The sequence below is a fragment of the Pseudomonas sp. NY15181 genome (genome assembly GCF_048068055.1).
Classification (GTDB): Bacteria; Pseudomonadota; Gammaproteobacteria; order Pseudomonadales; family Pseudomonadaceae; genus Pseudomonas.
This window is the reverse complement of sequence record NZ_JBLUPT010000002.1, coordinates 395,932-422,916: the sequence shown is the minus strand read 5'-3', so window position 1 is coordinate 422,916 and position 26,985 is coordinate 395,932. Positions and strand designations below refer to the sequence as shown.

The window sequence follows — 26,985 nt, the reverse complement described above, 5'->3', positions numbered from 1 at the left end:
CGGCTGTAAACCCTTGCGGGCCATTCATTGCTGAATGGCCCGCAAAAGGCTCCGGATCAGCTCGCCGCCAGCATGTGGCCGCGTTCTTCCAGATTGATATGCCACTCCAGGGCCTCGCGCAGGATGTGCGGGGTGTGGCCGCCGCGCTCGCAGGCGGCTTCGAAGTAACTGTTCAGGGCGTCGCGGTAGGACGGGTGCACGCAGTTGTCGATGATCACCCGGGCGCGCTCGCGCGGCGCCAGGCCGCGCAGGTCAGCCAGGCCCACTTCGGTGACGAGGATGTCCACGTCATGCTCGGTGTGGTCGACGTGGCTGACCATCGGCACCACGCTGGAAATGTTGCCGCCCTTGGCGATGGACTTGGTGACGAAGATGGCCAGGTGCGCGTTGCGGGCGAAGTCGCCCGAGCCGCCGATGCCGTTCATCATTTTGGTGCCGCCCACGTGGGTGGAGTTGACGTTGCCGTAGATGTCGAACTCCAGCGCGGTGTTGATGCCGATGATGCCCAGGCGACGGACCACTTCAGGGTGGTTGGAGATCTCCTGCGGACGCAGCACCAGCTTGTCCTTGTAGCGCTCCAGGTTGCCGAACACGTCGGCGTTGCGGCGGGTCGACAGGGTGATGGAGCTGCCCGAGGCGAAGCGCAGCTTGCCGGCGTCGATCAGGTCGAAGGTCGAGTCCTGCAGCACTTCGGAGTACATGGTCAGGTTCTCGAAGGGCGACTCGATCAGACCGCACATCACGGCGTTGGCGATGCTGCCGATGCCGGCCTGCAGCGGGCCGAGGCTGTTGCTCATGCGGCCGGCGTCCACTTCACGCTTGAAGAAGTCGATCAGGTGGTTGGCGATGCCCTGGGTTTCGTCGTCCGGCGGCAGCACGGTGGACGGGGAGTCCGCCTGGTCGTTGACGACGATGGCGACGATCTTTTCCGCCGGGATCGGGATGGCGGTGCTGCCGATGCGGTCATCGACCTTGGTCAGCGGGATCGGCGTGCGAGTCGGGCGATAGGTCGGGATATAGATGTCGTGCAGGCCTTCCAGATTGGTGTTGTGCGCGACGTTGATCTCGACGATCACCTGCTTGGCGAAGATCGCGAAGCTGGCCGAGTTGCCCACCGAGGTGGTCGGCACGATGTGGCCTTCCTCGGTGATGGCGACGGCTTCGATGACGGCGATGTCCGGCAGCTTGAGCTGGTGGTTGCGCAGCTGCTCGACGGTCTCGGACAGGTGCTGGTCGATGAACATGACGTCGCCGGCGTTGATCGCCTTGCGCAGGGTGCTGTCGACCTGGAAGGGCATGCGGCGGGCCAGCACACCGGCTTCGGTGAGCTGCTTGTCGAGGTCGTTGCCCAGGCTGGCGCCGGTCATCAGGCTGATGCGCAGCGGCTCCTGCTTGGCGCGCTCGGCGAGGGCCTTGGGTACGGCCTTGGCTTCGCCGGCGCGGGTGAAGCCGCTCATGCCGACGGTCATGCCGTCCTTGATAAGGGCCGCGGCCTGGTCGGCAGTCATCACCTTGTCCAGCAGGGAGGACATACGCACGCGATCACGGAACATGGGAAAACCTCGGGCAGTAGGAAGTGCGAGGCCGCCAGTCTAGGGACTCGGCGATTTTTGGCTCTTATACCAAGGTCGAAAAATCGCCCGGCCGGTTGCCTTCTTACTACCAAAGTTCAGGACATTTCCCTTTGCCGGAAAGCAAGACACCGGCGCGAGGCCGGTGTCTTGTGGATCGACGGTCGTCTTAGTCGACGGCCTTGACCATGTCTTCGATGACTTTCTTGGCGTCGCCGAAGACCATCATGGTCTTGTCCAGGTAGAACAGTTCGTTGTCCAGGCCGGCGTAGCCGCTGGCCATCGAGCGCTTGTTGACGATCACGGTCTTGGCTTTGTAGGCCTCGAGGATCGGCATGCCGGCGATCGGCGACTTCGGATCGTTCTTCGCGGCCGGGTTCACCACGTCGTTGGCGCCCAGTACCAGCACCACGTCGGTCTGGCCGAACTCGGAGTTGATGTCTTCCATCTCGAACACCTGCTCGTAAGGCACTTCGGCCTCGGCCAGCAGGACGTTCATGTGGCCCGGCATACGGCCGGCAACCGGATGGATGGCGAACTTCACGGTGACGCCGCGATGGGTCAGCTTCTCCGCCAGCTCCATCAGCGCGTGCTGGGCACGGGCCACCGCCAGGCCGTAGCCGGGGACGATGATCACGCTGTCGGCGTTGGTCAGCAGGAACGAGGCATCGTCAGACGAGCCGGACTTCACCGGGCGGGCTTCCTTGGCACCAGCCGGGCCGCCAGCGTCCGCTTCGGCGCCGAAGCCACCGAGGATGACGTTGAAGAACGAGCGGTTCATCGCCTTGCACATGATGTACGAGAGGATCGCACCCGAAGAACCCACCAGGGAGCCAGCGATGATCAGCATCGAGTTGTTCAGCGAGAAGCCGATACCTGCCGCGGCCCAGCCGGAGTAGGAGTTCAGCATCGAGACAACCACCGGCATGTCGGCGCCGCCGATCGGGATGATGATCAGCACGCCGAGGATGAAGGCCAGGGCCAGCATCACGACGAAGGCGGTCAGGTTGCCGGTGAACATGAACAGCAGGCCCAGGCCCAGGGTGGTCAGGCCCAGCACCAGGTTGAGCATGTGCTGGCCGGTGAACTGCACCGGGGCGCCCTGGAACAGACGGAACTTGTACTTGCCCGACAGCTTGCCGAAGGCGATCACCGAACCGGAGAAGGTGATGGCGCCGATGGCCGCGCCAAGGAACAGTTCCAGGCGGTTACCGGACGGGATGGTGTCGCCCAGGTTCTGCACGATACCCAGGGACTGCGGTTCGACAACGGCGGCGATGGCGATGAACACGGCGGCCAGACCGATCATGCTGTGCATGAAGGCGACCAGTTCCGGCATCTTGGTCATCTCGACGCGCTTGGCCATGATGGAACCGGCGGTACCGCCGATCAGCAGGCCGACGATCACGTAGACGATGCCGGTGGTGGCGATTTCGCTGCTGATCTTGAAGACCAGGCCCACGGTGGTCAGCACCGCGATGGCCATGCCGACCATTCCGAACAGGTTGCCGCGGCGCGACGACGTCGGGTGCGACAGGCCTTTGAGGGCCTGGATGAAGCAGACCGACGCGATGAGGTAGAGGAGGGTGACGAGGTTCATGCTCATGTCAGTGCTTCTCCGCCTTCGGCGCTTTCTTCTTGAACATTTCCAGCATGCGGCGGGTGACCAGGAAGCCACCGAACACATTCACTGCAGCCAGGGCCACGGCCAGGGTGCCCATGGCCTTGCCCAGCGGGGTTACGGTCAGGGCGGCGGCCAGCATGGCGCCGACGATCACGATTGCCGAAATGGCGTTGGTCACCGCCATCAGCGGGGTGTGCAGGGCAGGGGTGACGTTCCAGACCACGTGGTAGCCGACGTAGATGGCCAGCACGAAGATGATCAGGTTGTAGATGCCGTGGGAGATCAGCATGTCTTCCATAGTTTCTCACCGGTCTTGAGGCCGGACCCTGGGGCCCGGCGCGTTCTTATATAAGAAGGACGATCGCTCGTTAGCCGTTCTTGCGCACGATCTGGCCGTCACGGCACATCAGGCACGCGGCGACGATGTCGTCTTCCAGGTTCACCGTGAAGCCTTCGGCGGTCAGGGTGAGCTTGAGGAAGTCGAGCAGGTTGCGTGCGTAGAGTGCGGAGGCGTCCGCCGGCACCAGCGCGGCCAGGTTGCTCAGGCCGACGAGGGTCACGCCGTGCTTGATCACGACCTGGTCGGCCTCGGTCAGCGGGCAGTTGCCGCCTTGCGATGCAGCGAGGTCGATGACCACCGAGCCCGGCTTCATCTCGGCGACGGTCGCCTCGTGCAGCAGGGTCGGCGCCTTGCGGCCCGGGATCAGCGCGGTGGTGATGACGATGTCCGACTGCTTGGCGCGCTCGTGCACGGCCTTGGCCTGACGCTCCATCCACGAAGCCGGCATCGGGCGGGCGTAACCGCCGACGCCTTCGGCGCACTCGCGCTCTTCGTCGGTCTCGTAGGGCACGTCGACGAACTTGGCGCCCAGGGACTCGATCTGCTCCTTCACCGCCGGGCGCACGTCGGACGCCTCGATCACCGCACCCAGGCGCTTGGCCGTGGCGATGGCCTGCAGGCCGGCAACGCCGGCGCCGAGGATCAGCACGCGGGCGGCCTTAACGGTGCCGGCGGCGGTCATCAGCATCGGCATGAAGCGCGGGTAGTGGTTGGCGGCGAGCATCACGGCCTTGTAGCCGGCGATGTTGGCCTGGGAGGAGAGCACGTCCAGGCTCTGCGCGCGGGAAGTACGCGGCGCGGCCTCCAGGGCGAAGGCGGTGACGCCGCGTTCGGCCATGCGGGCGATGTTCTCGTTGTTGAACGGGTTGAGCATGCCGATCAGCACGGTACCCGGCTTCATCTGCGCCAGCTCGCTTTCGCTGGGCGCGACGACCTTGAGGACCAGTTCTGCACCGAAGGCATCGGCGGCAGTACCGATCTTCGCGCCAACGGCTTCGTAGGCGGCATCCGGCTGGCTGGCGCTGACGCCCGCACCGCTCTGAATGACGACCTGATGGCCCTGCCCGATCAGTTTCTTGACCGTCTCCGGCGTTGCTGCGACCCGCGTCTCACCGGCTTGGGTCTCGAGGGGTACACCGATCTGCACTTGCAAATCTCCTGCGTGATCCTGGGATTGTCCGGGCTACTACGTTGGCGACCCGGGTTATCGAACTGGCAACGGTCTAGTTCTTGTTATGGACCGGGTTGTGACCCGGTGGCCGCGGCATTGTGCAATCTAGCCTGGGTAGCTTCAAGGAGTTCTGGAGTGGTACCAGGCGGTAACTACAAGTCACGCTGTGACCCGTAGTTTTCCGGTCGCCACCGAGGCCGCATGTGCCTTGGCGTTTAGCCTAATTGCCTATTGTGACCGGACGGAAACGTCATCCTCGCCGTGAATGACCACCCATCAGAGGCTCCCCATACCCACCGAAAGGCCCGGTAATCCTGCAACAGGCTCAGGCATAGGTGTTAATTAATGTTTCTAATATGGAGTATGAGTCATTACTGATGCCTGATTTCCTGTAGCAGATTTTTTACATTGACTACGGGGTCAGGAAACCATCCGCGAGGCTTCAAATCCGCGCATTGCGCCGGGTCAGAGCCTAAGGATGAGGTTTAGCAGAAAGTTCGCGGTTGTCCTGCCGGAGCGGGAATGACACAGAAAAAACAACGGACACCGTTATCGGGTGGCCGTCGGGGGTGAGGCGTAGTGTCGCGGGGATCAGTTGTTCGCGCTGATCACGCTGGGCAGCTGGGCCGCCAGCTTGTCGTTGTGCAGCGGGGCGCGGATGAAGCCGTGCTGGGTGCCGTCCGGGCCGATGATGACCAGGTTGCCGCTGTGGTCGACGGTGTAGTTGGGCTTGCTGGTGTCCGCCGGGATGTAGGGGATGCTCATGGCGTTGGCCAGCTTCTGCACGTTCTCTTCCGAGCCGGTGATGCCCTTGAAGCCGGCGTTGAAGAAGCCGAGGTATTCCTTGATGCGCGGCGCGGTATCGCGGTGCGGGTCGACGCTGACGAACACCACTTGCAGGTTCTTCGCCACTTCCGGCGGCAGCTTGGTCTGCAGCTCGCGCAGCTGCGCCAGGGTGGTGGGGCAGACGTCCGGGCAGAAGGTGTAGCCGAAGAACAGCAGGGACCATTTGTCCTTCAGGCTGGCGGTCTGGAACGGCTGGCCGTCCTGGTCCTGGAAGGTCAGGTCGGGGACGCTGCGGGTCTGCGGCAGGATCACGATGCCGGCGTCGAGCAGCACCGTCGGGTCGATTTGGTGACGCTGGGTGATGACCTTGTGGATGGTGAGGCCGAGGATCAGGGCGACGATGGCGACGAGGATGAAGACGGTCTTGTTGACTCGGGACATGGGGTTCTCGTGGGTCGGAGGAGCGGTCGGGTGACGCGCGTAGGGCGTACAACCGTTCGCGGTTGTACGCCGTTACACCAGGCTTCTTAGCTGGCTCCAGGGCCAAGTTCGAAGTGCCCTTGAACCAGGGCTAATCGGCGTATAACGCGGAGCGCTATACGCCCTACGACGCCGGTCACAGCGTCACATGCAGCGGCAGGTAATGGTCCACCAGCAGCGCGATGAACAGCAGGAACAGGTAGGCGATAGAGTACTTGAAGGTCTTGATCGCCGCATGGGGCCGGCTGCCGCAGTAGAGCGCCCAGGCCCAGTCGAGGAAGCGCGCGCCCAGGGCCAGCGCGGCGAGCAGGTAGACCAGCCCGGCCATGTGGATAACGAAGGGCATCAGCGTCACGGCGAACAGCACCAGGGTGTAGAGCAGGATGTGCAGCTTGGTGTAGTGCTCGCCGTGGGTTACCGGCAGCATCGGGATGTCCGCCTTGGCGTACTCGTCCTTGCGGTGCAGGCACAGCGCCCAGAAGTGCGGCGGCGTCCAGGCGAAGATGATCAGCACCAGCAGCAGCGGTTCGGCGGACACCTGCCCGGTCACCGCGACCCAGCCCAGCAGCGGCGGGGCGGCGCCGGCGAGCCCGCCGATGACGATGTTCTGTGGTGTGGCGCGCTTGAGAAAGCCCGTATAGAGCGCCGCGTAGCCCAGCAGCGAGGCCAGGGTCAGCCAGGCGGTGAGGGCGTTGGTGAACACCAGCAGCACTGCCATTCCTGCCACCGACAGCAGCATGGCGAAGCCCAGCGCAATGGGTGGGGAGACTCGCCCTTCCGCCAGCGGGCGCTTGTGGGTGCGCGCCATGATCGAATCGATGCGCCGGTCCACCACGTGGTTCACCGCCGCCGCGCCGCCGGCGCACAGGCCGATGCCGAGGTTGCCGAATACCAGCACCTGCCAGGACACGCCAGCCTTGGTGGCGAGCAGCATGCCGATCAGCGAGGTGATCAGCATGAGCAGCACCACCTTGGGCTTGGTCAGTTCGAGCAGGTCGCGCCAGCTGGCGTGGCTGGAAGTGCTGATGACGCTGGCCATGGTCATTTCTCCGTCTGGTGGATCGGGGCCGGCGCACCGTGGCACCGGCCGGCCGTCGTGCTCAACCGTGCAATTTCAACCTTGAGAGGGGTAGGCCACCGGGCGCTCCAGGGCGTCCAGGGTGATCGGGCCGCACGCGGGCAGCTCGACGGGTTTCCTGGCCGGTGCGCGCACCCGGTAGTTCACAAGCACCAGCATCAGCAGCAGGAAGGCGCCGCCGCCGTTGTGGGTCACCGCCACCGGCAGCGGCAGGTGCAGCAGCACGTTGCTGATGCCCAGCCCGATCTGGATCGACAGCCCCAGCAGCATCAGCGCGGTGACGCCGATCAGCCCATGACGCTGGAGGTTCCAGGCCAGCAGCAGGAGCACGGCCGTCACGCACAGCGCGCCCATGCGGTGGGTCATGTGGATCGCCGTGCGCGCGTCGCTGTCGAGCTGTCCGCCGAGGTAGTTCGGGCCGATGTGCTGGGTGAGGTGGAAGCCGTTGGCGAAGTCCATGTCCGGCCACCACTGGCCGTGGCACATCGGCAGGTCGACACAGGCGACCGCCGCGTAGTTGCTGCTCACCCAGCCGCCGAGGGCGATCTGCCCGATCACCAGCAGCAGGGCGAAGGCCGCCAGCGCCCGCAGGCGCGAGGACAGTTGCAGCGGGGCGAAGGCGCCGGACAGGCGCAGGCTCAGCAGGAACAGCAGCGACAGCGTGGTGAAGCCGCCCAGCAGGTGCGCGGTGACCACCTGCGGCCAGAGCTTGAGGGTGACGGTCCACATGCCGAAGGCGGCCTGGGCGATCACCACGCCGAGCAGCAGCAGCGGCAGGCGCATGGGCTGGCCGTCCCGACCGCGACGGACCAGCGCATGGATGGCCAGGCCGAGGATCAGCAGGCCGAGGCTGCCGGCGAAGTAGCGGTGGATCATCTCGTTCCAGCCCTTTTGCGCCTCCACCGGGGCATCGGGGAAGCGCATCTCGGCGTGGGCCAGCTGCGCCTCGCTGGTCGGCACATGGACGAAGCCGTAGCAGCCGGGCCAGTCCGGGCAACCGAGGCCGGCGTGGGTAAGGCGGGTATAGGCGCCCAGCAGGATCACCACGAAGGCCAGGGCCGTCGCCAGCACGGCGACGTAGAAGGCGGGTTTGCGTGTTGCCTGGATCATGCGTCGCTCCCGATCTTGTTGTTGTCGTGGGGCTGGCGATTCCCGATCAAAAGAGCATCAACCGATATTCGAAAGCTTCAGCAGCAGCTGCAGGTCCTTGAGGATCGACTTGCCGTCGGTCCCGGCGTCGTAGCGCAGCACCAGGTTGCCGTGGGGGTCGACAATCCACAGTTGCGGCTTGGCGCCGGTGTGCTGGGTCGGCGTCAGGCCCAGGCGTTGCAGGCGCGGGTAGTCCTTGTCGAGCAGGCCGGTGAATTCGGCCGGCAGTGGTTTGGCGAAGGCGAGCACATGCTCGGCGCGGCTGGCCTCGCGGCCCAGGCCGATGTTGATCTGCCGGGCGAGGTAGACCAGTTGCTGGCAGTCGCTGGCGCAGGTTTCCGGAGCGGTGACCAGCAGTTGCCAGCGCTCGGTGCTCTTGTCGGCCTGCACGCCGAGATCGGCCGGGGTCTGCCCGGTGGCGATCAGGTCGCCGTGGTAGCTGCGGCCTTCCGGCACCCAGAACTGCAGCTTGTACATGGCGGTGGCGAGGATCATCGGGCCGAGGGTCACGCAGAGGATGAGGATCAGCTGCAGGCGCCCACGGCGGCGGGCGGGCTGCTCATTCAGGGTCATGCTGGCGGTCATGGTCGAGGGTCTCCCGTGCGCGACGGATGCCGAGGTAGAGGTAAAGGCCGGTCAGTGCGAAAGCCAGGGCGAACCACTGCACGGCGTAGCCGACGTGGCGCTCCGGAGGCATGGCGACGATCGGCCAGTCGGTGTCGAGGGCGGCGTCGCCCGGCTCCAGGCGGATTTCCAGCGGCAGCCCTTCGCGGCCGAGCTGGTCCCACAGGGCGGGGGCGTCCACCTGGGTGATCAGGCGTGGCCAGCCGGCGACTGGCGCGGTTGGCGCGGCGGGCTGCGGAACATAGGTCCAGGCGTCCAGCAGCAGGTCGTGGGTGGGCGTGTCGATCTGCGGCGGCACGCGGCGATCCGGCCAGGCGACCCAGCCGCGATTGACCAGCAGCCACTGGTGGCCGACGCGGTCATAGAAGGGTTGCAGCACCTCGACGCCGGCGCGGCCGTCGCGGGTGCGGTTGTCCAGCAGGGCGGTATGTTCGGCGTCCAACTGTCCCTGCAGGCGCACCCGCACATAGCTGCGCGGCGGCAGGCGCTCGAGTGCGGCGACGGAGATCGGGTCCTGCTGGCGCTGGGTTTCTGCGGCAATCAGCAACGTGCGTTTTTCGGCGGCGCGGGATAGCTGCCAGAAGCCCAGGCCGATCAGCACCGGCAGCAGCGCAAGGACCACCAGGGTCGGCGCGATGCCGGGCCGGAAGGCGCGCGTGGCGCGGCCTGCGCTGTGCTCAGTAGCGTGCTGGCTATACTGCAAGACATCCCCCTCAACCCCAGTCCCCCGCGGACAGGAGGCCGGTAATGCTCAAAGCTGCGATCGTTCTGTTGTTGCTGGCGACCGTCGTCAGTCTGTTCAGTGGCCTGTTCTTCCTGGTCAAGGACGAGGGTCACGGTTCGCGCGTGGTCAATGCCCTGACCGTTCGCGTCATCCTCGCCGCCCTGACCATCGCCCTCATCGCCTGGGGCTTCTTCAGCGGTCAACTGAGCAGCCCCGCTCCCTGGCATTTCTGATCTTGCTCTTCGTAGGAGCGAGCAGGCTCGCTCCTACAGGTCCTGCAATTCCCCCCGCCTCACAGCACGTAAACGAAGGTGAACAACCCGACCCACACCACGTCGACGAAGTGCCAGTACCAGCTGGCCGCTTCGAAGCCGAAGTGTTTGTCGGCGTCGAAGTGCCCGCGCAGGATGCGGATCAGCATGATGCTCAGCATGATCGCGCCGATGGTCACGTGGGCGCCGTGGAAGCCGGTGAGCATGAAGAAGGTCGCGCCGTAGATGCCCGAGCCCAGGGTCAGGCCCAGTTCGGTGTAGGCCTCGTGGTACTCGTAGGCCTGCAGCACCAGGAAGCAGGCGCCCAGCGCGATGGTCAGCGCCAGCCACAGCTTCAGCGGGGCGCGATGGTTCTTCTTCAGCGCGTGGTGGGCGAAGGTCACGGTGAAGCTGGAGCTGACCAGCAGCAGGGTGTTGATCAGCGGCAGCTTCCACGGATCGATCACTTCCTTGGGCGGCGGGAACAGCTTGTTGTCCGGGTTGCTCAGCTGCGGCCAGCCCTGTTCGAACTGCGGCCAGAGCATGTGCGAGATGCCGTGGTGACCCTCGCCGCCCAGCCATGGGTTGACGAAGTGGCGCACGTAGAACAGCGCGCCGAAGAAGGCGGCGAAGAACATCACCTCGGAGAAGATGAACCAGCTCATGCCCCAGCGGAACGAGCGGTCCATCTGCGGGCTGTACAGGCCGCCGCGGCTTTCCCGGATGACGTTGCCGAACCAGCCGAACAGCATGTACGCCAGGATCAGCCCGCCGGCGAAGAAGATCCACGGGCCGTGGGACTGCGCCTTGCCGGCGCTCATGTCATTCATCCAGGTGCCGACGCCGGACATCGTCACCAGCATGCCGATGGTGGCGATGATCGGCCACTTGCTCTGCGCGGGGACGTAATAGGGATCGTGGGTTGCCATCTTGTTGTTCTCCTTGGCCCTATCAGCGGTCGTTGCTGGCCACGGGTGGCTTGCGGGCGGTGATGTCGAACAGCGTGTAAGCAAGGGTCAGGTGACGCACATCCTTGGGCAGGTCGCGGTCAACGATGAAACGCACCGGCATTTCGATGCGCTCACCCGGCTGCAGCACCTGCTGGGTGAAGCAGAAGCATTCGGTCTTGTGGAAATAGGTGGCCGCCACCGAGGGCGCGATGCTCGGGATCGCCTGGGCGGTCATCGGTTTGTCGGTGGGGTTGCGGGCGACGAACAGCATCTGATTCACCGCGCCTGGATGCACCACCAGTTGCTCGGCCTCGGGGTGGAACTCCCAGACCATGTCGATGTTGTTGTTGGCGACGAACTGGATCTTCACCTCGCGCGACTGATCCACCACCTGGCCGTCGCCCTGGTAGGCGCTGCCGGAGGTCTTGCCGTTGATGCCCAGCGCCTTGCACATCACGTCGTACAGCGGCACCAGGGCGAAGCCGAAGGCGAACATGGCGACCACGGCGATGATCAGCCGGGTCACCAGCTTGCGCGTTTCGATGTTGCCGTCGCTCATGGGCGAATCCTCTACCTACACGCTCGTGCTTACTTAACTTCCGGCGGGGTGGTAAAGGTGTGGTACGGCGCAGGCGACGGAATGGTCCACTCCAGCCCTTCGGCGCCGTCCCACGGCTTGGCCGGGGCCGGCTTGCCGCCCTTGATGCACTTGATGACGATGAACAGGAACAGCAGCTGCGTGGTGCCGAACATGAAGGCGCCGATGGACGACACCATGTTGAAGTCGGCGAACTGCAGGTTGTAGTCCGGAATCCGCCGCGGCATGCCCGCCAGGCCCACGAAGTGCATCGGGAAGAACGCCATGTTCATGCCGATGAAGCTCATCCAGAAGTGCAGCTTGGCGAGGCTCTCGTCGTACATGTGCCCGGTCCACTTGGGAATCCAGTAGTACACCGAGGCGAAGATGCCGAAGATCGCGCCGGGCACCAGCACATAGTGGAAGTGCGCCACCACGAAGTAGGTGTCCTGGTACTGGAAGTCCGCCGGGGCGATGGCCAGCATCAGGCCGGAGAAGCCGCCGATGGTGAACAGGATGACGAAGGCCACGGCGAACAGCATCGGCGCCTCGAAGGTCAGCGAGCCTTGCCACATGGTTGACGCCCAGTTGAACACCTTCACCCCGGTGGGCACGGCGATCAGCATGGTCGCGTACATGAAGAACAGCTCGCCCACCAGCGGGATGCCGACCACGAACATGTGGTGCGCCCAGACGATGAACGAGAGGAAGGCGATCGACGCGGTGGCGTAGACCATCGAGGTGTAGCCGAACAGCGGCTTGCGGCTGAAGGCCGGGATGATCGAGCTGACCGCGCCGAAGGCCGGCAGGATCATGATGTACACCTCGGGGTGGCCGAAGAACCAGAACACGTGCTGGAACAGCACTGGGTCGCCGCCGCCGGCCGCGCTGAAGAAGCTGGTGCCGAAGTGGATGTCCATCAGCATCATGGTCACGCAACCTGCCAGCACCGGCATCACCGCGATCAGCAGGAAGGCGGTGATCAGCCAGGTCCAGACGAACAGCGGCATCTTCATCAGCGTCATGCCCGGGGCGCGCAGGTTGAGGATGGTGGCGATCACGTTGATCGCGCCCATGATCGAACTCATGCCCATCAGGTGGATGGCGAAGATGAAGAAGGTCACGCTGTGCGGCGCGAAGGTGGTGGACAGCGGCGCGTAGAAGGTCCAGCCGAAGTTCGGGCCACCGCCAGGCATGAACAGGGTGCTCACCAGCAGCGCGAAGGCCGCCGGCAGCAACCAGAAGCTGAAGTTGTTCATCCGTGGCAGGGCCATGTCCGGCGCGCCGATCATCAGCGGCACCATCCAGTTGGCCAGGCCGACGAAGGCCGGCATCACCGCGCCGAAGACCATCACCAGGCCGTGCATGGTGGTCATCTGGTTGAAGAACGCCGGCTCCACGATCTGCAGGCCCGGCTGGAACAGTTCGGCGCGGATCACCATGGCGAAGGAACCGCCGAGCAGGAAGGCGCAGAAGGCGAACCACAGGTACAGGGTGCCGATGTCCTTGTGGTTGGTGGTCAGGACCCAGCGCATCAGGCCCTTGGCGGGGCCGTGGTGGTGGTCGCCGGCGTGAGAATGGTCGGGGTGATCGATCACAGCACTCATCGCGGCCTCCTTATTTTTGCTTCTGCTTGTAGGCGACCACTTCTTGTGGGGTCACCATGTCGCCGTCGTTGTTGCCCCAGCTGTTGCGCTCGTAGGTGATCACCGCGGCGATGTCCACTTCCGAGAGCTGCTTGCCGAAGGCCGCCATGGCCGTGCCCTGGACGCCGTTGAACACGGTCTCCAGGTGGTGCTCCTTGGGCCCGGTGACGATCTTCGAACCCTTGAGCGCCGGGAACATCGGCGGCATGCCCTGGCCTTCGGGCTGGTGACAGGCCGCGCAGATGGTGTGGTAGACCTTGTCGCCACGGGCGATCAGCTCGTCCTTCGTCCACTCCTTGCTGGTGAGTTCCTTGAGCTTGGCGGCCTCTTCCTTGCGCTCGGCCAGCCACTTGTCGAAGTCCGGCTTGGATTTCACGTCCACCACAATGGGCATGAAACCGTGGTCCTTGCCGCACAGCTCGGCGCACTGGCCACGGTAGATGCCTGGCTTGTCGACCTTGGTCCAGGCCTCGTTGACGAAGCCGGGGATGGCGTCGCGCTTGACCGCGAAGGCCGGCACCCACCAGGAGTGGATCACGTCGCTGGAGGTCACCAGGAAACGCACCTTGACCCCGGCCGGCAGCACCAGCGGGTTATCCACCTCCAGGAGGTAGTGCTCGTCCTTGTCGGCCTTGTTGTGGATCTGGTCCTGGCTGGTGGCCAGGTTGGAGAAGAACTCCACGTCCTGGCCCAGGTACTTGTACTGCCACTTCCACTGGTAGCCGGTGACCTGCACGTCCAGTTCCGGCTCGGAGGTGTCGTACATGTGGATCAGGGTCCGGGTGGCCGGAACGGCCATCACGACCAGGATCAGGAAGGGAATGATGGTCCAGAGGATTTCCACCGTGGTGCTTTCGTGGAAATGCGCGGGCTGCTGCCCGGTGGACCGGCGATGGACGATCATCGACCAGAACATCGCGCCGAACACGATGATGCCGATGACGACGCAGATCCAGAAGATCGTCATGTGCAGGTCGAAGACATTACGGCTGACTTCCGTCGCACCGGGGGCCATGTTGACCGTCCAGGCGGCGTTTGCCTGACTGAAAGCCAAGAGCAAAAGGAAGCCCATCCAGACTCGTGGATGTCGCAGCATTCGGGTTCCCCTTATCGTTGTTTTTATCCCGCCGGCATTGCGCTCGTGCGGCAACCCCCCATTCCAGAAGGTTTGCACGCCTGAACTCGCCAACGGCCAAGGGAGCGACCGCCAAGACAACTGACTTTGACCGTCATCACCTCGGCGCACGCAGGGCAGGCCGGGTCCATCAGGTTTTTCGTGTGTCGAGTCGGAGTATAGACACGGCTTGCGACATAACAACGCAGAGTAAAAAACCGATTCTAAAGACCGAAGAGTGATCTCAAAGCCGCGGCCGGCGCGGCTTTGGAGTACCATGCTGGCGGTGTGATATGCCTGGACGGCATAAACACTTCATGAATATGACAATCGCGTCTTAGCTGCAGCCGGACGCCGGCTAAGGTCTTTCTTCACTTTCCAAACCCCGTTGTCTTGGAGTTGTCATGAATACCGCTGCACTGCGTGAGCTGATCCAGAACGCCCATCTTCTCGAGTCCCGCCATGGTCACCTGTCCCGCCTGATCCAGTCCCAGCTCGAAGGGTTGCATCCGAGCATCGCCCTGGCCGGAGAAGATCCCAGCGGCACCCTCACCCGTTTCGTGCACGCCTATATCGAACAGGTGCCGGACTTCCTCGAAGCCGCCGCCAGCGTGGCGCGCGAGGCTGGCATCGAGGAGCGAATCAAGCCGGTGCTCAAGCTGGCCGAGCAGTTCTTCCTCACCCCGCCGGCGCTGCTCGACGGCCACGATGGCCTCGACGCCCTGCTGGACGAGGCCTACCTCGCCCATCGCCTGGTGGAAGAGGTGAACGACCGCTACATCGCCCATTTCAACCAGCCGCTGATCCCGCTGGACACCACGGTGGCCAACCTGGTGGCGCACCAGCTGATCGGCGAGCCGTTCGCCAACCAGCTGGACGAGGCCGTGCACCACGCGGTCGACGGCATGCTCGACGAAAGCACCTTCAGCTCGGACGCGGCGCAGAGCTACCGCGCGCGCCTGAACGATCCGCAGGTGGTGATGGCCTGGCAGCAGTGGCCGTGCCTGTCGCGGCAGTTCGGCGTGGAATTGCGCCTGCGCTAGAGCGGCGACGACGGGAACAGGGAAAGGAACCCCGAGATGGCCGGGGTTGGAGTGGGTGAGCAATGCGCCTCTTGTGGCGCACGCCCCCGAAGTGCCTGAACCGGAGCAGCGGCCGCGCCTGCGCAGCCAGCCGCTCCGCAGGTGCCGTTAGCGCGGCAGGTAGCGCGCGCGTGGCGTGGCCATGGGGATCGGGCCTTCGCCATCGATCGGGCGGAAGCGACCCTCCTCGGCGTCGTAGCCTTTGATCTCGCTGGTCTCGATGTCATACACCCAGCCGTGGATGAACAGCTGGCCGCTGGCCAGGCGCGCGGCGACGGACGGGTGGGTCTTCAGGTGGTCGAGCTGGGCCACCACGTTCTCCTCGGTCAGGATGCCCAGGTGTTCGTCGGTCGCGCAGCCGCAGGTTTGCGCCACCACGGTGCGGGCGACTTCAGCGTGGCGCAGCCAGGCCTTCACCGTCGGCATGCTTTCCAGGGTCTGCGGGGCCAGTACCGCCTTCATCGCGCCGCAGTCGGAGTGGCCGCAGACAATGATGTGCTGCACGCCCAGCGCCATCACCGCGAATTCGATGGCCGTGGACACGCCACCGTTCATCTGGCCGTAGGGCGGCACCACGTTGCCCACGTTGCGGGTGACGAACAAGTCGCCCGGAGAGCTCTGGGTGATCAGCTCCGGAACGATGCGCGAATCGGCGCAGGTAATGAACATCGCGCGCGGATTCTGTGCGTGGGCCAGCTTCTTGAACAGTTCTTCCTGCTGCGGGAAGACCTCCTGGCGGAAGTGCTGGAAGCCATCCACGATTCGCCGCAGCGCCTCGTCCGCGCTTTCGTGGGCCTGCCCTTCACCGTGCGTTTTATCGTTCATGTATGAGCCTCGAAGAGTGACGACGAAATTTTCCCATGCTTGCCGACGCACTTCCGCAGGAGAAAAGACACAACCCGAGCGAAAAAACTCGGAGGGCGTTGGCCTGGCGTCGGGCGATATCCAATGGACTAAGGGTAAAGCAAAACCCTGCCAGTGCTTCGTGACGGTTTTTTGCGCCATGCTTCATTGCCGCTCATTCATTGGCGACGGCTCAGAACAGGCTCATCTGGCTGCGCGGCGGCGCGAATGCCGTACAGTCCAGGCCGAAGCCGCCACGGCGGTTCAGCCCCAGGCGGCGCAGGGCGACCTCGAAGCGCCTGGCCAGCAGCTCGGCGAACGGCCCTTCGCCACGGAAGCGGTGGCCGAAGCGGCTGTCGTAGATTTCCCCACCGCGCACCTGGCGGATCAGGCTCATCACATGGTTGGCGCGCTGCGGGTAGTGCGCCGCCAGCCATTCCTCGAACAGCGGCCCGACTTCCCGCGGCAGGCGCAGCAGCATGTAGCTGGCGCTCTGTGCGCCGGCGTCGTGCGCCGCCTCCAGCAGGGCTTCCAGCTCGCGGTCGTTGATCATCGGGATCATCGGTGAACACAGCACGCCCACCGGAATGCCTTGTTCACGCAGCACGCGGATCGCCCGCAACCGCGCCGAAGGTGCGGCGGCGCGGGGTTCGAGGATGCGTTTCAACTCATCGTCCAGGGTGGTCAGGCTGATCATCACCCCGACCAGGTTCTGCTTCGCCAGCTCGGCGAGCAGGTCGAGGTCGCGCAGGATCAGCGAGCCCTTGGTGACGATGGTCAGCGGATGGCGGAAGCGCAGCAGCACTTCGAGGATCTGCCGGGTCAGGCGCTGCTGGCGCTCGATGGGCTGGTACGGGTCGGTGTTGGCGCCCAGGTTGATCGGCGCGCAGACGTAGCCCGGCTTGCTCAACTCCTGCTCCAGCACGGCGGCGGCGTTGGTCTTGGCGATCAGCTTCGTCTCGAAGTCCAGCCCCGGCGAGAGGTCCCAGTAGGCGTGGCTGGGCCGCGCGTAGCAATAGATGCAGCCGTGCTCGCAGCCGCGATAGGGGTTGATAGAGCGGTCGAAGGGCAGGTCCGGCGACTGGTTGCGGGAGATCACCGTCTTTGCCAGTTCGTTGCGGATTTCGGTCACCTGGGGTTTTGGGACCTCGTCGAACCAGTCGTTATCCACAGGCACCGAGGTGGTCGGGGCGAAGCGGTTGTGCGGGTTGCTGGCGGTGCCACGGCCGCGGGGTGGGAGCTGGGAGGTCATGTGGGAAGGCTCTTAGGAAATGCTGTATATAAATACAGTAATCCACGGAGTTTTCCACAGCCAGCGCGAACTGCCCGGTGGTCGCATTGGCACCCGTAGGGCGTATAACGCTCCGCGTTATACGCCGATTGACCTTGGTTCCAGTGCGCTCCGAGGTGGATCACGAAATACGCGATAGGCCAGTGAAACGGCGTACAACCGCGAACGGTTGTACGCCCTACGGCCATGCTCCTCAGTGAATTTCGGAGCAACTGTCTTCTTCGGGAAAGTCGGTGCTGGTGCTTCCCCTCACCCCAACCCTCTCCCGGAGGGAGAGGGTTGGGGTGAGGGGCTCTTGCAGGGCCAGACTTCGTCCGCGAACGGATCAAAGCACCCGCGCAAACACCCAGTACAACCCCGCCGCCAGCCCGATGGCCGCCGGCAGGGTGAGCACCCAGGCCAGCAGCATGTTGCGGATGGTCGGCCACTGCAGGCCGCTGCCGTTGGCGGCCATGGTGCCCGCCACGCCGGAGGACAGCACGTGGGTGGTGGACACCGGCAGGCCAAAGCCGTCCGCCGCGCCGATGGTGAGCATCGCCACCAGCTGTGCGGCGGCGCCCTGGGCGTAGGTCATCGGCGTCTTGCCGATGCCTTCGCCGACGGTGGTAACGATGCGCCGCCAGCCCACCAGGGTGCCCAGGCCCAGCGCCAGGGCGACGGCCACCTTCACCCACACGGGAATGAAGCGGATCGTCTGTTCTCCCTCGCTGCGCAGCCCCTGCAGGGTGCTCCAGGTTTCCAGGTCGACCTGCTGTTCGCTGTGGTCCAGCAGGCGGATGGTCTCCAGGCTCAGGTACAGGTCGTTGCGCAGGGCCTTTACCTCGTCGCCGGGGACCTTCGCCATCTCGCCGTATCGCTCCAGCCGCGCGGCAACATCGCCGATGACCGCGCCCAGCGACGGCAGCAGGTCCGGCCTGACGCGCGGGTCCTGCTGATAGGCCAGCAGCACCTGACGCGGATCGCCGCCGCCGGCGCCGCCGGCATGTTGCAGCTGCGCCTGGCTGGCCTGGGCCAGACTCAGCAACTGGCGGGCCTGCTCCGAGGAGTGGCCGCGATCCACCGCGAACGCCAGGGGAACGGTGGCGATGAGGATGAGCATGATCAGGCCGATGCCCTTCTGCCCGTCGTTCGAACCGTGGGCGAAGGAAACCCCGGTGCAAGTGACGATCAGCAGGGCGCGAATCCACCCGGGCGGTGGCGTGCGCCCCTCGGGCGAGCGGAACAGCGCACGATTGCGGATGCCCGCGCTCATCGCCCGCAGCAGCACGAAGGCGCAGAAGAAGCCGACCACCGGCGACAGCAGCAGCGCATAGCCCACCGTCAGCAACTGCGACCAGGCGCTGCCGGACAGGCCCAGGTGCCCGGCCATCGCGCTATGGGTCAGGCCGATGCCGACGATGGAGCCGATCAGCGTGTGCGACGAGGAGACCGGCAGCCCCAGCCACCAGGTGCCGAGGTTCCACAGGATCGAGGCGATCAGCAGGGCGAAGATCATCGCGAGGCCCGCGCTGCTGTCCACCTTCAGCAACAGGTCCAGCGGCAGCAGCGAGACGATGGCGAAGGCGACGGCGCCGCTGGAGAACAGCACACCGAGGAAATTCCATAGCCCCGACCAGGCCACCGCGAACCGTGGCGGCAGCGCGTTGGTGTAGATCACCGTGGCCACGGCGTTGGCGGTGTCGTGGAAGCCGTTGATGAATTCGAAACCCAGCGCCACCAGCAGGGCGACGGCCAGGATCAGCATCGGCCAGCCCGCCTGCAGCGTCGCGCCGCTGGCGCGGATGTCCTGACCGAGGCTGACGAAGGTGAACACCAGGGCCCCGGCCAGCAGCAGGAAGAAGGTCAGGCGACTCTTGAAGCCATGGGTTTCGCGCAGTACGGGGCTGATGGGGAACTGGGTCAGGCGCGAGGCGCGCATCACTTCCAGCAGGCCAAAACGGTCAAGCACGGCGGTGGCGCTCCCTCCGGGGCGTGAATAGGATGTCGGTCACGGCGGATTCCTTGCGGCGATGCGCTACAGACTAGCCGCCCTGTGGGCGGCCAGCCTCAATGCAGGTCAATCGGCAGCGCTTTCTTGCCGTCCTGCTGCCAGGTGCCGGACCAGCCGGGGCCGTTCGGGCTGAGCACGAAGGTGGCGGGCGGCGGCCCGGATTCGTGCAGTTGCAGGCCGCCGTGTGCGTCCCGCTGGCCGCTGAGTTCGATATAGCGGGCGTGCTTGTCGTAGAAATAGCCGCCGCCCAGGCTGCCGTCGGACTCCTCGCCCTCCAGCACGAACGTGATCGGGTAGCGGCCGTCGAGGCTGCCGCGCCACACGCCGGCGGACAGTGGCGCCCCGTCGCGCGCGCAGTCGGTCTTCTTGTCGACCAGCAGGCAGCGGCCATAGTCGCTGAGCTGCTTGCCCAGGCCGTCATAGCGCCACGTAGTGCTGTGGTCCCAGAGGTCGTCCAGCGCCTGGGATACGTGCGGTGCGCAGTGCACACCGACCAGGGTCAGGCTGTCCTTCTTCAACAAGACCTCGTTGTGGGCCAGGTCATCCCCGCGCACATAGGGCAGGCACTCCTGGTAGATCTGCTTCTGTTCCTCGGCCTCTGCCGGATCGCTGCGCAGCTGAATGTCCTTGTCCACCGTCTTGCCCGCGAGGAAATCCTCGATGCGCTTCGCGCGCTGCTCGCTGGTCTGCTGGCGCAACCATTGCAGGCCGTCGGCGCTGAACAGGTCGCGCAAGAGAACAGGCTGGCCGCTGTGGGCGTCGAAGTTGTAGCTCTGCTGGTGTTGCGACGGATAGGCGGCCATGTATTCGTAGCCGATGCTCAGGCTGAGGAAGCCCGGCTCGTTGCTGGTCACGCCGTAATCCAGGCTGGTGATGCCCTGCCAGCCGTCGTCCACCTGCGGCCAGATGTCCTCGAAGGCCACCTTGCGGTAGCGCCCGGGCAGCTTCTGCAGGCTCACGGCCTGCAGCCAGGTGTTGATGTTCTGCGCGGCGGGCGTCGGGTCGGTGAGCTGCGGGAAGCTGTACTCGGAGCCGTTGGGATGGGTCGCCTTGATCGGCTCGATCTGGAACGCCGCTCCAGCGGGGGCGGCGGCGAGCAGCAGGCAGGGGAGCAGCAGGGATTTCATCGACCTTCCTTGTCGGGCAGCGAGGGAGCCCGGCATTTAAGCATTTTCGCCCGCGCCGCGGGGGAGGCGCCGTTCGCGGGCAACCGCCGGGCGGCCCTCTGGCGCCAATGCGCGGCCCTATACTGAAGCCTGGATGACCGGACGCCAGCGAGTGCCCGGCCGAGGTCAGGAGCGGGCGGCAGGCCCTTCGGATGCCGTCGAGCCGGCGAGCGGCCATGAACAGTCTGTGTTTCTCCAGTGCCATCGGGTCGCCCTGGCGACGGGGCGGTGTCCTCCTGTTGTTGCTGCTGGCGCTGGCCGGTTGTTCCCATCGCCCGCCCGAACCCGTAGGCCCCGTCAGCGCAGCCACCTGGCAGCAGGTGGACGCCGATATCGGCGCCGCCTCCCTCAACGCCACCTCCCAGGCCCGCGCCTACGCCGAAGGCGCCATGGAGCACTGGATGGATCTGGTCTACCAGCGCACCGACAGCAAGTTCCTCCCCTGGTTTTCCAGCTACTGGACGCAGCAATGGCTGAGCATGAAGGTCGCCTGGTACAAGATGGGTTCCCAAGGCAATCTCGATCCCACGGTGGATCGGCTGGCGGCCTACCTGCAGGAGGAATACCACCAGCAGGTGCTGGTGCCGGTGGCGAGGGAGCTCGATCCCGACTCCATCATGGAAACCGCCGCCCGGCGTTATGTCGGAGCGCTGGTGGAGGCCCTCGACGCGATTCCGCAGCGCCGTGGCGTGCCGCGCAAGGCTTTCGACGAGCACCTGATGGGTATCCCGGCGATTTCCCTCGGCCCGCCCTCGAGCCGTGACGCCTCTCTGTATGACGTGGTGCGCGCCAAGGATGTCGGCAAGCTGCCGGCCTTTGCCGCACTGATGCAGGAGATTCGCAAGGCGGCGGGCAAGGCGGGTGCCGGCACCAAGGTCAGCGGGGTGTCCCCGGTGGCCCAGCGCACCAGCGCCAAGCTGGTCAACGACCTTCGCAACCGCAGCATCGCCGGAGTGCTCGCCAGCGCCGCCGGCAAGGTCGCCGGATCGATCATCTCGGTGGCCTTCACCCTGTTCAGCTTCAGCAGCAATGACCATGATCGGCCCGCGGTGGAAACCCAGTTGCGCAAGGAGATCAACGAGGCCTTCGACGAACAGTGGCTGGTGCTGATGCACGACCCGCAGGGTGGGGTGATGGCGGGTGCCGACTACCTCGGCGGGCGGGTCCAGCAAAGCCTGACAGGAAGGCTGTCGCAACCGACGCAGGACGTGGAGGAGCCCGAAGACGTGCAATCCTATGGCGCTGAGCCGCCTCCGCCCATCGACGCCAGCGGCGGTTTTCGTGTGCTGCGCCAGGGCCAGGGCTACGCGCCCTGAGCACGACGTTCGGCGCCTGGCGCTTCGCCCCGGGAGTCCTGCGCAGTATCCTTGCCGCCCGACTTTCGCGGCCGGACGCTGATCCCATGCATTACCAGAACATCCTCTTCGACCTCGACGGCACCCTCACCGACCCGCGTGAAGGCATCACCCGTTCGATCCAGTACGCCCTCGCCCAGCTCGGCATCGACGAGCCCGACCTGCGCCAGCTCGAGCACTTCATCGGCCCGCCGCTGCTGCAGTGCTTCATGAGCACCTACGACTTCGACGAGGCGCGCGCCTGGGAAGCGGTGAACCATTACCGCGTGCGCTTCAAGGACACCGGGTTGTACGAGAACAAGGTGTTCGACGGCGTGGGCGAGCTGCTCGAGCTGCTCGGCGGCCAGGGCCGCACGCTGTACATCTGCACCAGCAAGCCGACGGTGTTCGCCGCCGAGATCGCTCGGTACTTCGATTTCGCCCGGCACTTCAAGGTGATCTACGGCAGCGAGCTGGACGGCACCCGCACCAACAAGGTCGAGCTGATCGAGCACCTGCTCGGCCTCGAAGGGCTGGACCCACAGCAGACGCTGATGATCGGTGACCGCAAGCACGACCTGATCGGCGCCCATCGCAACGGCCTGTCCGCTGCGGGTGTCGGCTACGGCTTCGGCAGCCGCGAGGAGCTGATGGCGGAAAGCCCGGCGCACTACTTCGCGAGCATGGACGAGTTGCGGGCGGCGTTTGCCTGACGACGCTGCGCCTCACCCGTAGGAGCAACTGTCTTCTTCTGGATAATCCGTGCCTGCGCTCCCCCTCACCCCAGCCCTCTCCCTCAGGGAGAGGGAGCCGTCCGTGCCGGCTGACACCTCGGTTTGATCCTGCGCCAAGCGGTCCCCTCTCCCTTTGGGAGAGGGTTAGGGTGAGGGCCGCCTCGAGTGCAGATGTATCTCGTAGGAGCGGACCTTGTCCGCGAAATCCCGGCGAAGCCGGGACCAGGAGCATCGCGGATAAGATCCGCTCCTACGAAGAGCCGGGGCTCAGGCGTAGGGCCTATAACCGTTCGCGGTTATACCCCGATTCACCCTGACTGCCGGTTGGCGCGTCGGTCGGGCTCGAAGCGTTCTTCGGCACGCGCCCAGGTTGGAGTTGGCGCGGTCGGGGGCCAAGGTCAAACGGCGCATAACGTCGAACGTTGTACGCCCTACGAAATGGCCAGGGCTCAGCCGCGCAGCCACTCCGCCAGCCGCGCCATCATGGCGTCGCACTTGGCCAACTGCTCCAGGCTGACGAACTCGTCCGGCTTGTGCCCCTGGTCCATGCTGCCGGGGCCGCAGACCACGGTGGGAATGCCGACCTGGTCGAACAGCCCGCCCTCGGTGCCGTAGGCCACGGTGGAGAACTCGCGGGAGCCGCTGAGCAGGGCGATCAGGTCGGCCGCCTCGGTCTGCGGATCAGTCGCCAGCGCCGGGTAGGCGGATAGCGGAGTGAAGCGGATATCCGCCTCGGCCTTCACCGCACGCATCTTCGGCAGCAGCTCGGCTTCGGCGTAGTCGCGCAGGTCATCGGCGACCTGCTGCGGGTCGTCGCTGGGCAGGGCGCGCACTTCGAAATCGAACTGGCATTCGGCGGGCACGATGTTCAGTGCACGGCCGCCGCTGATCACGCCGGTCTGCACGGTGGAGTAGGGCGGATCGAAGCGCGGGTCATGGCGCGCAGGTTCCGCCAGGCGGCTGCCGATCTCGCCGAGGCGGCCGATCAGCTTGGCCGCGTACTCGATGGCGTTCACTCCCTGCGGCGCATAGGCCGAGTGGCAGGCCGCGCCATGCACGTTGCAGCGCATCGCCAGCTTGCCCTTGTGGCCGAGCACCGGCTTGAGTTCGGTGGGCTCGCCGATGATGCAGACCATCGGTTTGTGCTCGCGCTGTTCCAGCGCGGCAATCAGCGAGCGCACGCCCAGGCAGCCGACTTCCTCGTCGTAGGAGAAGGCCAGGTGCACCGGCAGGCGCAGCGGCTGGGCGAGGAAGGCCGGCACCGCTGCCAGCACGCAGGCGATGTAGCCCTTCATGTCGGCGGTGCCACGGCCGTAGAGGCGACCGTCGCGCTCGGTCAGCTCGAACGGCGGGACCGTCCAGTTCTGCCCATCCACCGGCACCACGTCGGTATGCCCGGACAGGCACACCCCGCCGCGATCCGCAGGGCCCAGGGTGGCGTAGAGGTTGGCCTTGCCGCCTTCGGCGTCGAAGAACAGCTCGCTCCCCACGCCAAGATCGGCGAGGTAGTCGCGGATGTACTCGATCAGCGCCAGGTTGGGGTTGCGGCTGACGGTGTCGAAGGCGATCAGCTTGGCGAGGATTTCACGGCTGGAAGACATGGTCGGGTCCTGCATCAAAACTTTTTCGTAGGAGCGGACTCTGTCCGCGATTCTGGCCGGCTGCGCCGGCATCGCGGATAAATCCGCTCCTACAGGGGCATGGTCTTACTCGTCGCCCGGCACGCCGTAGCTCGGCGCCTTGGTCGGGTCGAGGGCACGGGTGAGGTAGTCCTGCAGCTGCGGCTTGTAGGCGACCCAGAGCTTTTCCAGCTCATCGATCGGCGCCTCGTCGGCCCAGTCTACGCGCAGGTCGACGATCGGCCAGACCAGGTCGCCCACCACCTTCATGGCCGCCGAATGCACGGGGCCGGCTTCGCCACCGGCGGCCATCGCCGCCTGCATGGCGGCCAGCAGGCGCTCGGCCAGGCAGCCGCCGGCCTGTTCGAAGGCGCGGGTCATGGCTTCCATCACCGCCGTGGAGGACAGCAGGTTGCCCGCCGCCACGCAGTTTTCGCCGGCCACCGCGTGATTCACGCCCAGCGCCTCGCTGCCGGTGAACAGCGCGACCTTGCCGTGCTGGTCGATCACCGTCACCTGGCGGTACTGGCTGTAGCCGTTGCTCGACAGCGCCTTGTCCAGCGCCGCGCCCGGCTCCAGGCCGGTTTCCAGCAGGTCGAGGATCTGCGGGCCGAGGGCCGGCAGGGTGACGTTCTGTGTGGCCACCGCACCGACGCCGGCGCGTACCCAGGGGCAACGGGCGCCCACGGCAATGCTCGAGGAGCTGATGGCGATACCCAGCTGGCCGGTTTCGGCGCAGCGTCCAACGATGGAAAAGGTCATGGGAGCTCCTTAATCAATCTTGCGTCGTAAACGACAAAACGGCGAGGCAGGGATTTCCCCGCGTCGCCGCTTCGCTTCAGCCGTTCATCAGTCCGGAATGACCGCGATGACGTCGATTTCCATCAGCCACTGCGGCTGGCCCAGGGCCGACACCACCAGGCCGGTGGAGATCGGGAACACGCCCTTCAGCCACTTGCCGACTTCCTGGTACACCGGCTCGCGGTAGCGCGGGTCGATGAGGTAGGTGGTGGTCTTGACGATGTGCGACAGGTCGCTGCCGGCTTCTTCGAGCAGCTGCTTGACGTTCTTCATCGCCTGCTCGGCCTGGGCGCGCGGGTCGCCCAGACCTACCAGGTTGCCCTCGAAGTCGGTACCGACCTGGCCGCGCACGTACACGGTGTTGCCGGCGCGCACGGCCTGGCAGAGGTCGTTGTCCAGGGTCTGGTTCGGGTAGGTGTCCTTGGTGTTGAACATGCGGATGCGAGTATGGGTAGGCATCTCTTACTCCCAGGAAGCGGCTTTTTGAACGGAGGCTTCGCGCTGCGAAGCGTCCTGGTATTCGACATATTTACGCTGGGTGGCGATGTGGCCGGCCACGTGCTTGGCGTCGTGCCATACACCCCAGATGAACGAGGAACCCCGGCGCGACAGCCACGGCAGGCCGACGAAGTACACGCCCGGCTCGCGGGATACACCGCGCTGGTGCTTGGGCTTGCCCTTCTCGTCAAAGGCATCGACCTGCAGCCAGTTGAAGTCCACGGCGTAGCCGGTGGCCCAGATGACCGAGGTGATGCCGGCGGCGGCCAGGTCCAGCTCCATGATCGGGTTGCGTACGCATTCGGCGTCCGGGTAGACCTTGCGGGCTTCCGGCTCTTCCGGCAGGTCCAGGCCGTTGCGCTCGATATAGGCGTCGGCGGCGTCCAGCAGGCCCAGATAGTTCTCGTCGCCCGCCTTGAGGTTCTTCAGCAGGTCGTCCTGGAAGGTCACCTTGCCCTCGGCAAAGGCCTTGGTCAGGCCGACCAGGGTGATGCCCTCGTTGGCCAGGCGGCGGAAGTCGATGGTCTCGCCGCCACGGGCACCGCTCACAGCGATGGTCACGTGCTCGCGGCCCGGCTGCACTTCCTCGGCGTCCCACAGGCCGAGCACACCCAGCCACCAGACGAAGTCACGGTTGCGGTAGGCGCGCGGCGGACGGTCATGGGCGCCCACGGAGAGGAAGACCTTCTTGCCGGCGCGGTTCAGCTCGTCGGCGATCTGTACGCCGGAGGAGCCGGCGCCCACCACCAGCACGGCGCCTTCGGGCAGCTGCTGCGGGTTGTAGTACTGGGCCGAGTGGATCTGCTGCAGGCTCTCGGTCTGCGGCGCGATGGCAGGGATCACCGGGCGCTGGAACGGGCCGGTGGCGGAAACGATGCGCAGGGCCTGGAGGGTGCCTTCGGAGGTTTCCACGGTGAAGCCGGGACGGCCGTTGTTGCGGGTCACCTTCTTCACTTCCACGCCGGTGTGGATCGGCGCGTTGAACTGCTTGGCGTAGGCGACGAAGTAGTCCGCTACCTGCTCCTTGGCCGGGAACTCATCCGGGCCGACCGAGAATTCCATGCCCGGGAAGCGGTCGTGCCAGGCCGGGCCGTTGGCGACCAGGGAGTCCCAGCGGCCGGTGCGCCAGGCTTCGGCGATGCGGCTCTTCTCCAGCACGACGTGCGGTACGCCCAGGCTGGTCAGGTGCTCGCTCATGGCCACGCCGGCCTGACCGGCGCCAACGACCAGCGTATCGATTTCCAGGTTATCGAGCGACTTCTTGGCGAAGGCGTTCGGATTCAGCTCGGTCATGGCTTGCTTCCTCTGACTCAGATCTCGTTGTTCTGCTTGTTGCGGCTAGTAGCGAGGTGCTTGGGCGCATTCTGTTCAGAGACTGGCAATAGCGAAATTATGTTTTTTGTAGTCGCAGGCTAGGGAAAAGCTGTCGGGCCGCACGCCACGGGGCATGCGGGCCGAAAGGGCGGGGGTATAGGATTTTTGGTGGCTGGGGTGACAAATTGGATAGGCAGGGTGTGGGGCAGGGTGCCGTAGGCGGTTTTT

At 65.4% G+C, this 26,985-nt stretch carries 25 protein-coding genes; 4 read left to right on the top strand and 21 right to left on the bottom strand.

The genetic code is table 11. The annotated features are described in order from the left end of the window. Positions 1 to 56: 56 nt before the first annotated feature. The 9 genes from ACNFBT_RS07400 to ACNFBT_RS07360 all read right to left on the bottom strand — a co-directional run bounded on the left by ACNFBT_RS07400 (position 57) and on the right by ACNFBT_RS07360 (position 9,526). Positions 57 to 1,553: an acetyl-CoA hydrolase/transferase family protein gene (locus ACNFBT_RS07400; protein WP_416747894.1), complete on the bottom strand. Its 1,497-nt coding sequence runs from the start codon at positions 1,551 to 1,553 to the stop codon at positions 57 to 59. A gap of 187 nt (positions 1,554 to 1,740) precedes the next feature. Continuing rightward, positions 1,741 to 3,177: an NAD(P)(+) transhydrogenase (Re/Si-specific) subunit beta gene (locus ACNFBT_RS07395; RefSeq protein ID WP_416747892.1), complete on the bottom strand. Its 1,437-nt coding sequence runs from the start codon at positions 3,175 to 3,177 to the stop codon at positions 1,741 to 1,743. A gap of 1 nt (position 3,178) precedes the next feature. Continuing rightward, complete coding sequence (locus tag ACNFBT_RS07390) at positions 3,179 to 3,493, bottom strand: NAD(P) transhydrogenase subunit alpha (protein ID WP_015474896.1); 315 nt, start codon at positions 3,491 to 3,493, stop codon at positions 3,179 to 3,181. Positions 3,494 to 3,563: 70 nt separating this feature from the next. Further along, positions 3,564 to 4,682, bottom strand: a complete 1,119-nt coding sequence (locus ACNFBT_RS07385; RefSeq protein ID WP_416747890.1) for a Re/Si-specific NAD(P)(+) transhydrogenase subunit alpha — start codon at positions 4,680 to 4,682, stop codon at positions 3,564 to 3,566. Positions 4,683 to 5,297: 615 nt separating this feature from the next. Then, positions 5,298 to 5,933 (bottom strand): SCO family protein, encoded by a 636-nt coding sequence (locus tag ACNFBT_RS07380; protein ID WP_416747888.1) that lies wholly within the window; start codon positions 5,931 to 5,933, stop codon positions 5,298 to 5,300. Positions 5,934 to 6,108: 175 nt separating this feature from the next. Next, complete coding sequence (gene cyoE / locus ACNFBT_RS07375; protein WP_416747886.1) at positions 6,109 to 7,011, bottom strand: heme o synthase; 903 nt, start codon at positions 7,009 to 7,011, stop codon at positions 6,109 to 6,111. 75 nt (positions 7,012 to 7,086) lie between these two features. Continuing rightward, positions 7,087 to 8,160, bottom strand: a complete 1,074-nt coding sequence (locus ACNFBT_RS07370; RefSeq protein ID WP_416747884.1) for a COX15/CtaA family protein — start codon at positions 8,158 to 8,160, stop codon at positions 7,087 to 7,089. 57 nt (positions 8,161 to 8,217) lie between these two features. Further along, a complete protein-coding gene (locus tag ACNFBT_RS07365; RefSeq protein WP_416747882.1) occupies positions 8,218 to 8,784 on the bottom strand; it encodes a hypothetical protein in 567 nt (188 codons plus the stop codon). After that, positions 8,759 to 9,526 (bottom strand): SURF1 family protein, encoded by a 768-nt coding sequence (locus ACNFBT_RS07360; RefSeq protein ID WP_416747880.1) that lies wholly within the window; start codon positions 9,524 to 9,526, stop codon positions 8,759 to 8,761. Before ACNFBT_RS07360 ends, ACNFBT_RS07365 begins: the two co-directional genes overlap by 26 nt. 44 nt (positions 9,527 to 9,570) lie before the next feature. On the opposite strand from ACNFBT_RS07360, the gene ACNFBT_RS07355 reads away from it, so the two are divergent. Beyond that, positions 9,571 to 9,780 carry a twin transmembrane helix small protein gene (locus ACNFBT_RS07355; RefSeq protein WP_207884777.1) on the top strand — a complete coding sequence of 70 codons (210 nt, stop codon included), beginning with the start codon at positions 9,571 to 9,573 and terminating at the stop codon, positions 9,778 to 9,780. Positions 9,781 to 9,839: 59 nt separating this feature from the next. Here the strand turns inward: ACNFBT_RS07355 and ACNFBT_RS07350 are convergent, their stop codons facing one another. From ACNFBT_RS07350 to coxB, 4 genes are read right to left on the bottom strand one after another with little or no spacing between them, the layout of a single operon-like run. Then, entirely contained in the window at positions 9,840 to 10,727 is an 888-nt protein-coding gene (locus ACNFBT_RS07350; protein WP_416747878.1) for a cytochrome c oxidase subunit 3, read from the bottom strand. Positions 10,728 to 10,749: 22 nt separating this feature from the next. Beyond that, positions 10,750 to 11,307, bottom strand: a complete 558-nt coding sequence (locus ACNFBT_RS07345) for a cytochrome c oxidase assembly protein (protein ID WP_416747876.1) — start codon at positions 11,305 to 11,307, stop codon at positions 10,750 to 10,752. A 29-nt stretch (positions 11,308 to 11,336) separates the two neighbouring features. Continuing rightward, positions 11,337 to 12,932 carry a cytochrome c oxidase subunit I gene (ctaD, locus tag ACNFBT_RS07340; RefSeq protein WP_416747874.1) on the bottom strand — a complete coding sequence of 532 codons (1,596 nt, stop codon included), beginning with the start codon at positions 12,930 to 12,932 and terminating at the stop codon, positions 11,337 to 11,339. A gap of 10 nt (positions 12,933 to 12,942) precedes the next feature. After that, complete coding sequence (coxB, locus tag ACNFBT_RS07335) at positions 12,943 to 14,067, bottom strand: cytochrome c oxidase subunit II (protein ID WP_416747872.1); 1,125 nt, start codon at positions 14,065 to 14,067, stop codon at positions 12,943 to 12,945. A 422-nt stretch (positions 14,068 to 14,489) separates the two neighbouring features. Here coxB and ACNFBT_RS07330 point away from each other — a divergent pair, with 422 nt between their 5' ends. Continuing rightward, a complete protein-coding gene (locus ACNFBT_RS07330; protein WP_416747870.1) occupies positions 14,490 to 15,128 on the top strand; it encodes a hypothetical protein in 639 nt (212 codons plus the stop codon). A gap of 147 nt (positions 15,129 to 15,275) precedes the next feature. On the opposite strand, the gene ACNFBT_RS07325 is transcribed toward ACNFBT_RS07330, so the two are convergent. The 4 genes from ACNFBT_RS07325 to ACNFBT_RS07310 all read right to left on the bottom strand — a co-directional run bounded on the left by ACNFBT_RS07325 (position 15,276) and on the right by ACNFBT_RS07310 (position 20,418). After that, positions 15,276 to 15,992, bottom strand: coding sequence for a carbonic anhydrase (locus ACNFBT_RS07325; RefSeq protein WP_416747868.1), 717 nt, complete (start codon positions 15,990 to 15,992; stop codon positions 15,276 to 15,278). Between the two features lie 211 nt (positions 15,993 to 16,203). Further along, entirely contained in the window at positions 16,204 to 17,262 is a 1,059-nt protein-coding gene (locus tag ACNFBT_RS07320; RefSeq protein WP_416747866.1) for a PA0069 family radical SAM protein, read from the bottom strand. 364 nt (positions 17,263 to 17,626) lie between these two features. After that, the gene (locus ACNFBT_RS07315; protein ID WP_416748315.1) at positions 17,627 to 19,219 is read right to left on the bottom strand and encodes an inorganic phosphate transporter; all 1,593 of its coding nucleotides are present in this window, start codon (positions 19,217 to 19,219) and stop codon (positions 17,627 to 17,629) included. Positions 19,220 to 19,347: 128 nt separating this feature from the next. Beyond that, on the bottom strand, positions 19,348 to 20,418 hold the full coding sequence (locus ACNFBT_RS07310) for a hypothetical protein (RefSeq protein ID WP_416747864.1): 1,071 nt from the start codon (positions 20,416 to 20,418) through the stop codon (positions 19,348 to 19,350). A gap of 215 nt (positions 20,419 to 20,633) precedes the next feature. On the opposite strand from ACNFBT_RS07310, the gene ACNFBT_RS07305 reads away from it, so the two are divergent. Beyond that, on the top strand, positions 20,634 to 21,773 hold the full coding sequence (locus ACNFBT_RS07305) for a hypothetical protein (protein ID WP_416747862.1): 1,140 nt from the start codon (positions 20,634 to 20,636) through the stop codon (positions 21,771 to 21,773). Between the two features lie 86 nt (positions 21,774 to 21,859). Further along, complete coding sequence (locus ACNFBT_RS07300) at positions 21,860 to 22,504, top strand: HAD family hydrolase (protein WP_416747860.1); 645 nt, start codon at positions 21,860 to 21,862, stop codon at positions 22,502 to 22,504. Positions 22,505 to 22,974: 470 nt separating this feature from the next. Here ACNFBT_RS07300 and argE read toward each other — a convergent pair whose 3' ends face one another. From argE to ACNFBT_RS07280, 4 genes are all read right to left on the bottom strand, one after another. After that, complete coding sequence (argE, locus tag ACNFBT_RS07295) at positions 22,975 to 24,126, bottom strand: acetylornithine deacetylase (protein ID WP_416747858.1); 1,152 nt, start codon at positions 24,124 to 24,126, stop codon at positions 22,975 to 22,977. 105 nt (positions 24,127 to 24,231) lie between these two features. Next, a complete protein-coding gene (locus ACNFBT_RS07290) occupies positions 24,232 to 24,906 on the bottom strand; it encodes a DUF1028 domain-containing protein (RefSeq protein WP_416747856.1) in 675 nt (224 codons plus the stop codon). Between the two features lie 87 nt (positions 24,907 to 24,993). Continuing rightward, positions 24,994 to 25,404 (bottom strand): RidA family protein, encoded by a 411-nt coding sequence (locus ACNFBT_RS07285; protein ID WP_015474916.1) that lies wholly within the window; start codon positions 25,402 to 25,404, stop codon positions 24,994 to 24,996. 3 nt (positions 25,405 to 25,407) lie between these two features. Then, entirely contained in the window at positions 25,408 to 26,736 is a 1,329-nt protein-coding gene (locus tag ACNFBT_RS07280; protein ID WP_416747854.1) for a flavin-containing monooxygenase, read from the bottom strand. Between the last annotated feature and the right edge of the window lie 249 nt (positions 26,737 to 26,985).

What these genes read in the sequence shown, in the direction of transcription:
- ACNFBT_RS07400 (WP_416747894.1), bottom strand. Translation starts at nt 1,553, where the DNA reads ATGTTCCGTGATCGCGTGCGTATGTCCTCCCTGCTGGACAAGGTGATG.
- ACNFBT_RS07395 (WP_416747892.1), bottom strand. Translation starts at nt 3,177, where the DNA reads ATGAGCATGAACCTCGTCACCCTCCTCTACCTCATCGCGTCGGTCTGC.
- ACNFBT_RS07390 (WP_015474896.1), bottom strand. Translation starts at nt 3,493, where the DNA reads ATGGAAGACATGCTGATCTCCCACGGCATCTACAACCTGATCATCTTC.
- ACNFBT_RS07380 (WP_416747888.1), bottom strand. Translation starts at nt 5,933, where the DNA reads ATGTCCCGAGTCAACAAGACCGTCTTCATCCTCGTCGCCATCGTCGCC.
- cyoE (WP_416747886.1), bottom strand. Translation starts at nt 7,011, where the DNA reads ATGGCCAGCGTCATCAGCACTTCCAGCCACGCCAGCTGGCGCGACCTG.
- ACNFBT_RS07370 (WP_416747884.1), bottom strand. Translation starts at nt 8,160, where the DNA reads ATGATCCAGGCAACACGCAAACCCGCCTTCTACGTCGCCGTGCTGGCG.
- ACNFBT_RS07365 (WP_416747882.1), bottom strand. Translation starts at nt 8,784, where the DNA reads ATGACCGCCAGCATGACCCTGAATGAGCAGCCCGCCCGCCGCCGTGGG.
- ACNFBT_RS07355 (WP_207884777.1), top strand. Translation starts at nt 9,571, where the DNA reads ATGCTCAAAGCTGCGATCGTTCTGTTGTTGCTGGCGACCGTCGTCAGT.
- ACNFBT_RS07350 (WP_416747878.1), bottom strand. Translation starts at nt 10,727, where the DNA reads ATGGCAACCCACGATCCCTATTACGTCCCCGCGCAGAGCAAGTGGCCG.
- ACNFBT_RS07345 (WP_416747876.1), bottom strand. Translation starts at nt 11,307, where the DNA reads ATGAGCGACGGCAACATCGAAACGCGCAAGCTGGTGACCCGGCTGATC.
- ctaD (WP_416747874.1), bottom strand. Translation starts at nt 12,932, where the DNA reads ATGAGTGCTGTGATCGATCACCCCGACCATTCTCACGCCGGCGACCAC.
- coxB (WP_416747872.1), bottom strand. Translation starts at nt 14,067, where the DNA reads ATGCTGCGACATCCACGAGTCTGGATGGGCTTCCTTTTGCTCTTGGCT.
- ACNFBT_RS07330 (WP_416747870.1), top strand. Translation starts at nt 14,490, where the DNA reads ATGAATACCGCTGCACTGCGTGAGCTGATCCAGAACGCCCATCTTCTC.
- ACNFBT_RS07325 (WP_416747868.1), bottom strand. Translation starts at nt 15,992, where the DNA reads ATGAACGATAAAACGCACGGTGAAGGGCAGGCCCACGAAAGCGCGGAC.
- ACNFBT_RS07320 (WP_416747866.1), bottom strand. Translation starts at nt 17,262, where the DNA reads ATGACCTCCCAGCTCCCACCCCGCGGCCGTGGCACCGCCAGCAACCCG.
- ACNFBT_RS07315 (WP_416748315.1), bottom strand. Translation starts at nt 19,219, where the DNA reads ATGCGCGCCTCGCGCCTGACCCAGTTCCCCATCAGCCCCGTACTGCGC.
- ACNFBT_RS07310 (WP_416747864.1), bottom strand. Translation starts at nt 20,418, where the DNA reads ATGAAATCCCTGCTGCTCCCCTGCCTGCTGCTCGCCGCCGCCCCCGCT.
- ACNFBT_RS07305 (WP_416747862.1), top strand. Translation starts at nt 20,634, where the DNA reads ATGAACAGTCTGTGTTTCTCCAGTGCCATCGGGTCGCCCTGGCGACGG.
- ACNFBT_RS07300 (WP_416747860.1), top strand. Translation starts at nt 21,860, where the DNA reads ATGCATTACCAGAACATCCTCTTCGACCTCGACGGCACCCTCACCGAC.
- argE (WP_416747858.1), bottom strand. Translation starts at nt 24,126, where the DNA reads ATGTCTTCCAGCCGTGAAATCCTCGCCAAGCTGATCGCCTTCGACACC.
- ACNFBT_RS07290 (WP_416747856.1), bottom strand. Translation starts at nt 24,906, where the DNA reads ATGACCTTTTCCATCGTTGGACGCTGCGCCGAAACCGGCCAGCTGGGT.
- ACNFBT_RS07285 (WP_015474916.1), bottom strand. Translation starts at nt 25,404, where the DNA reads ATGCCTACCCATACTCGCATCCGCATGTTCAACACCAAGGACACCTAC.
- ACNFBT_RS07280 (WP_416747854.1), bottom strand. Translation starts at nt 26,736, where the DNA reads ATGACCGAGCTGAATCCGAACGCCTTCGCCAAGAAGTCGCTCGATAAC.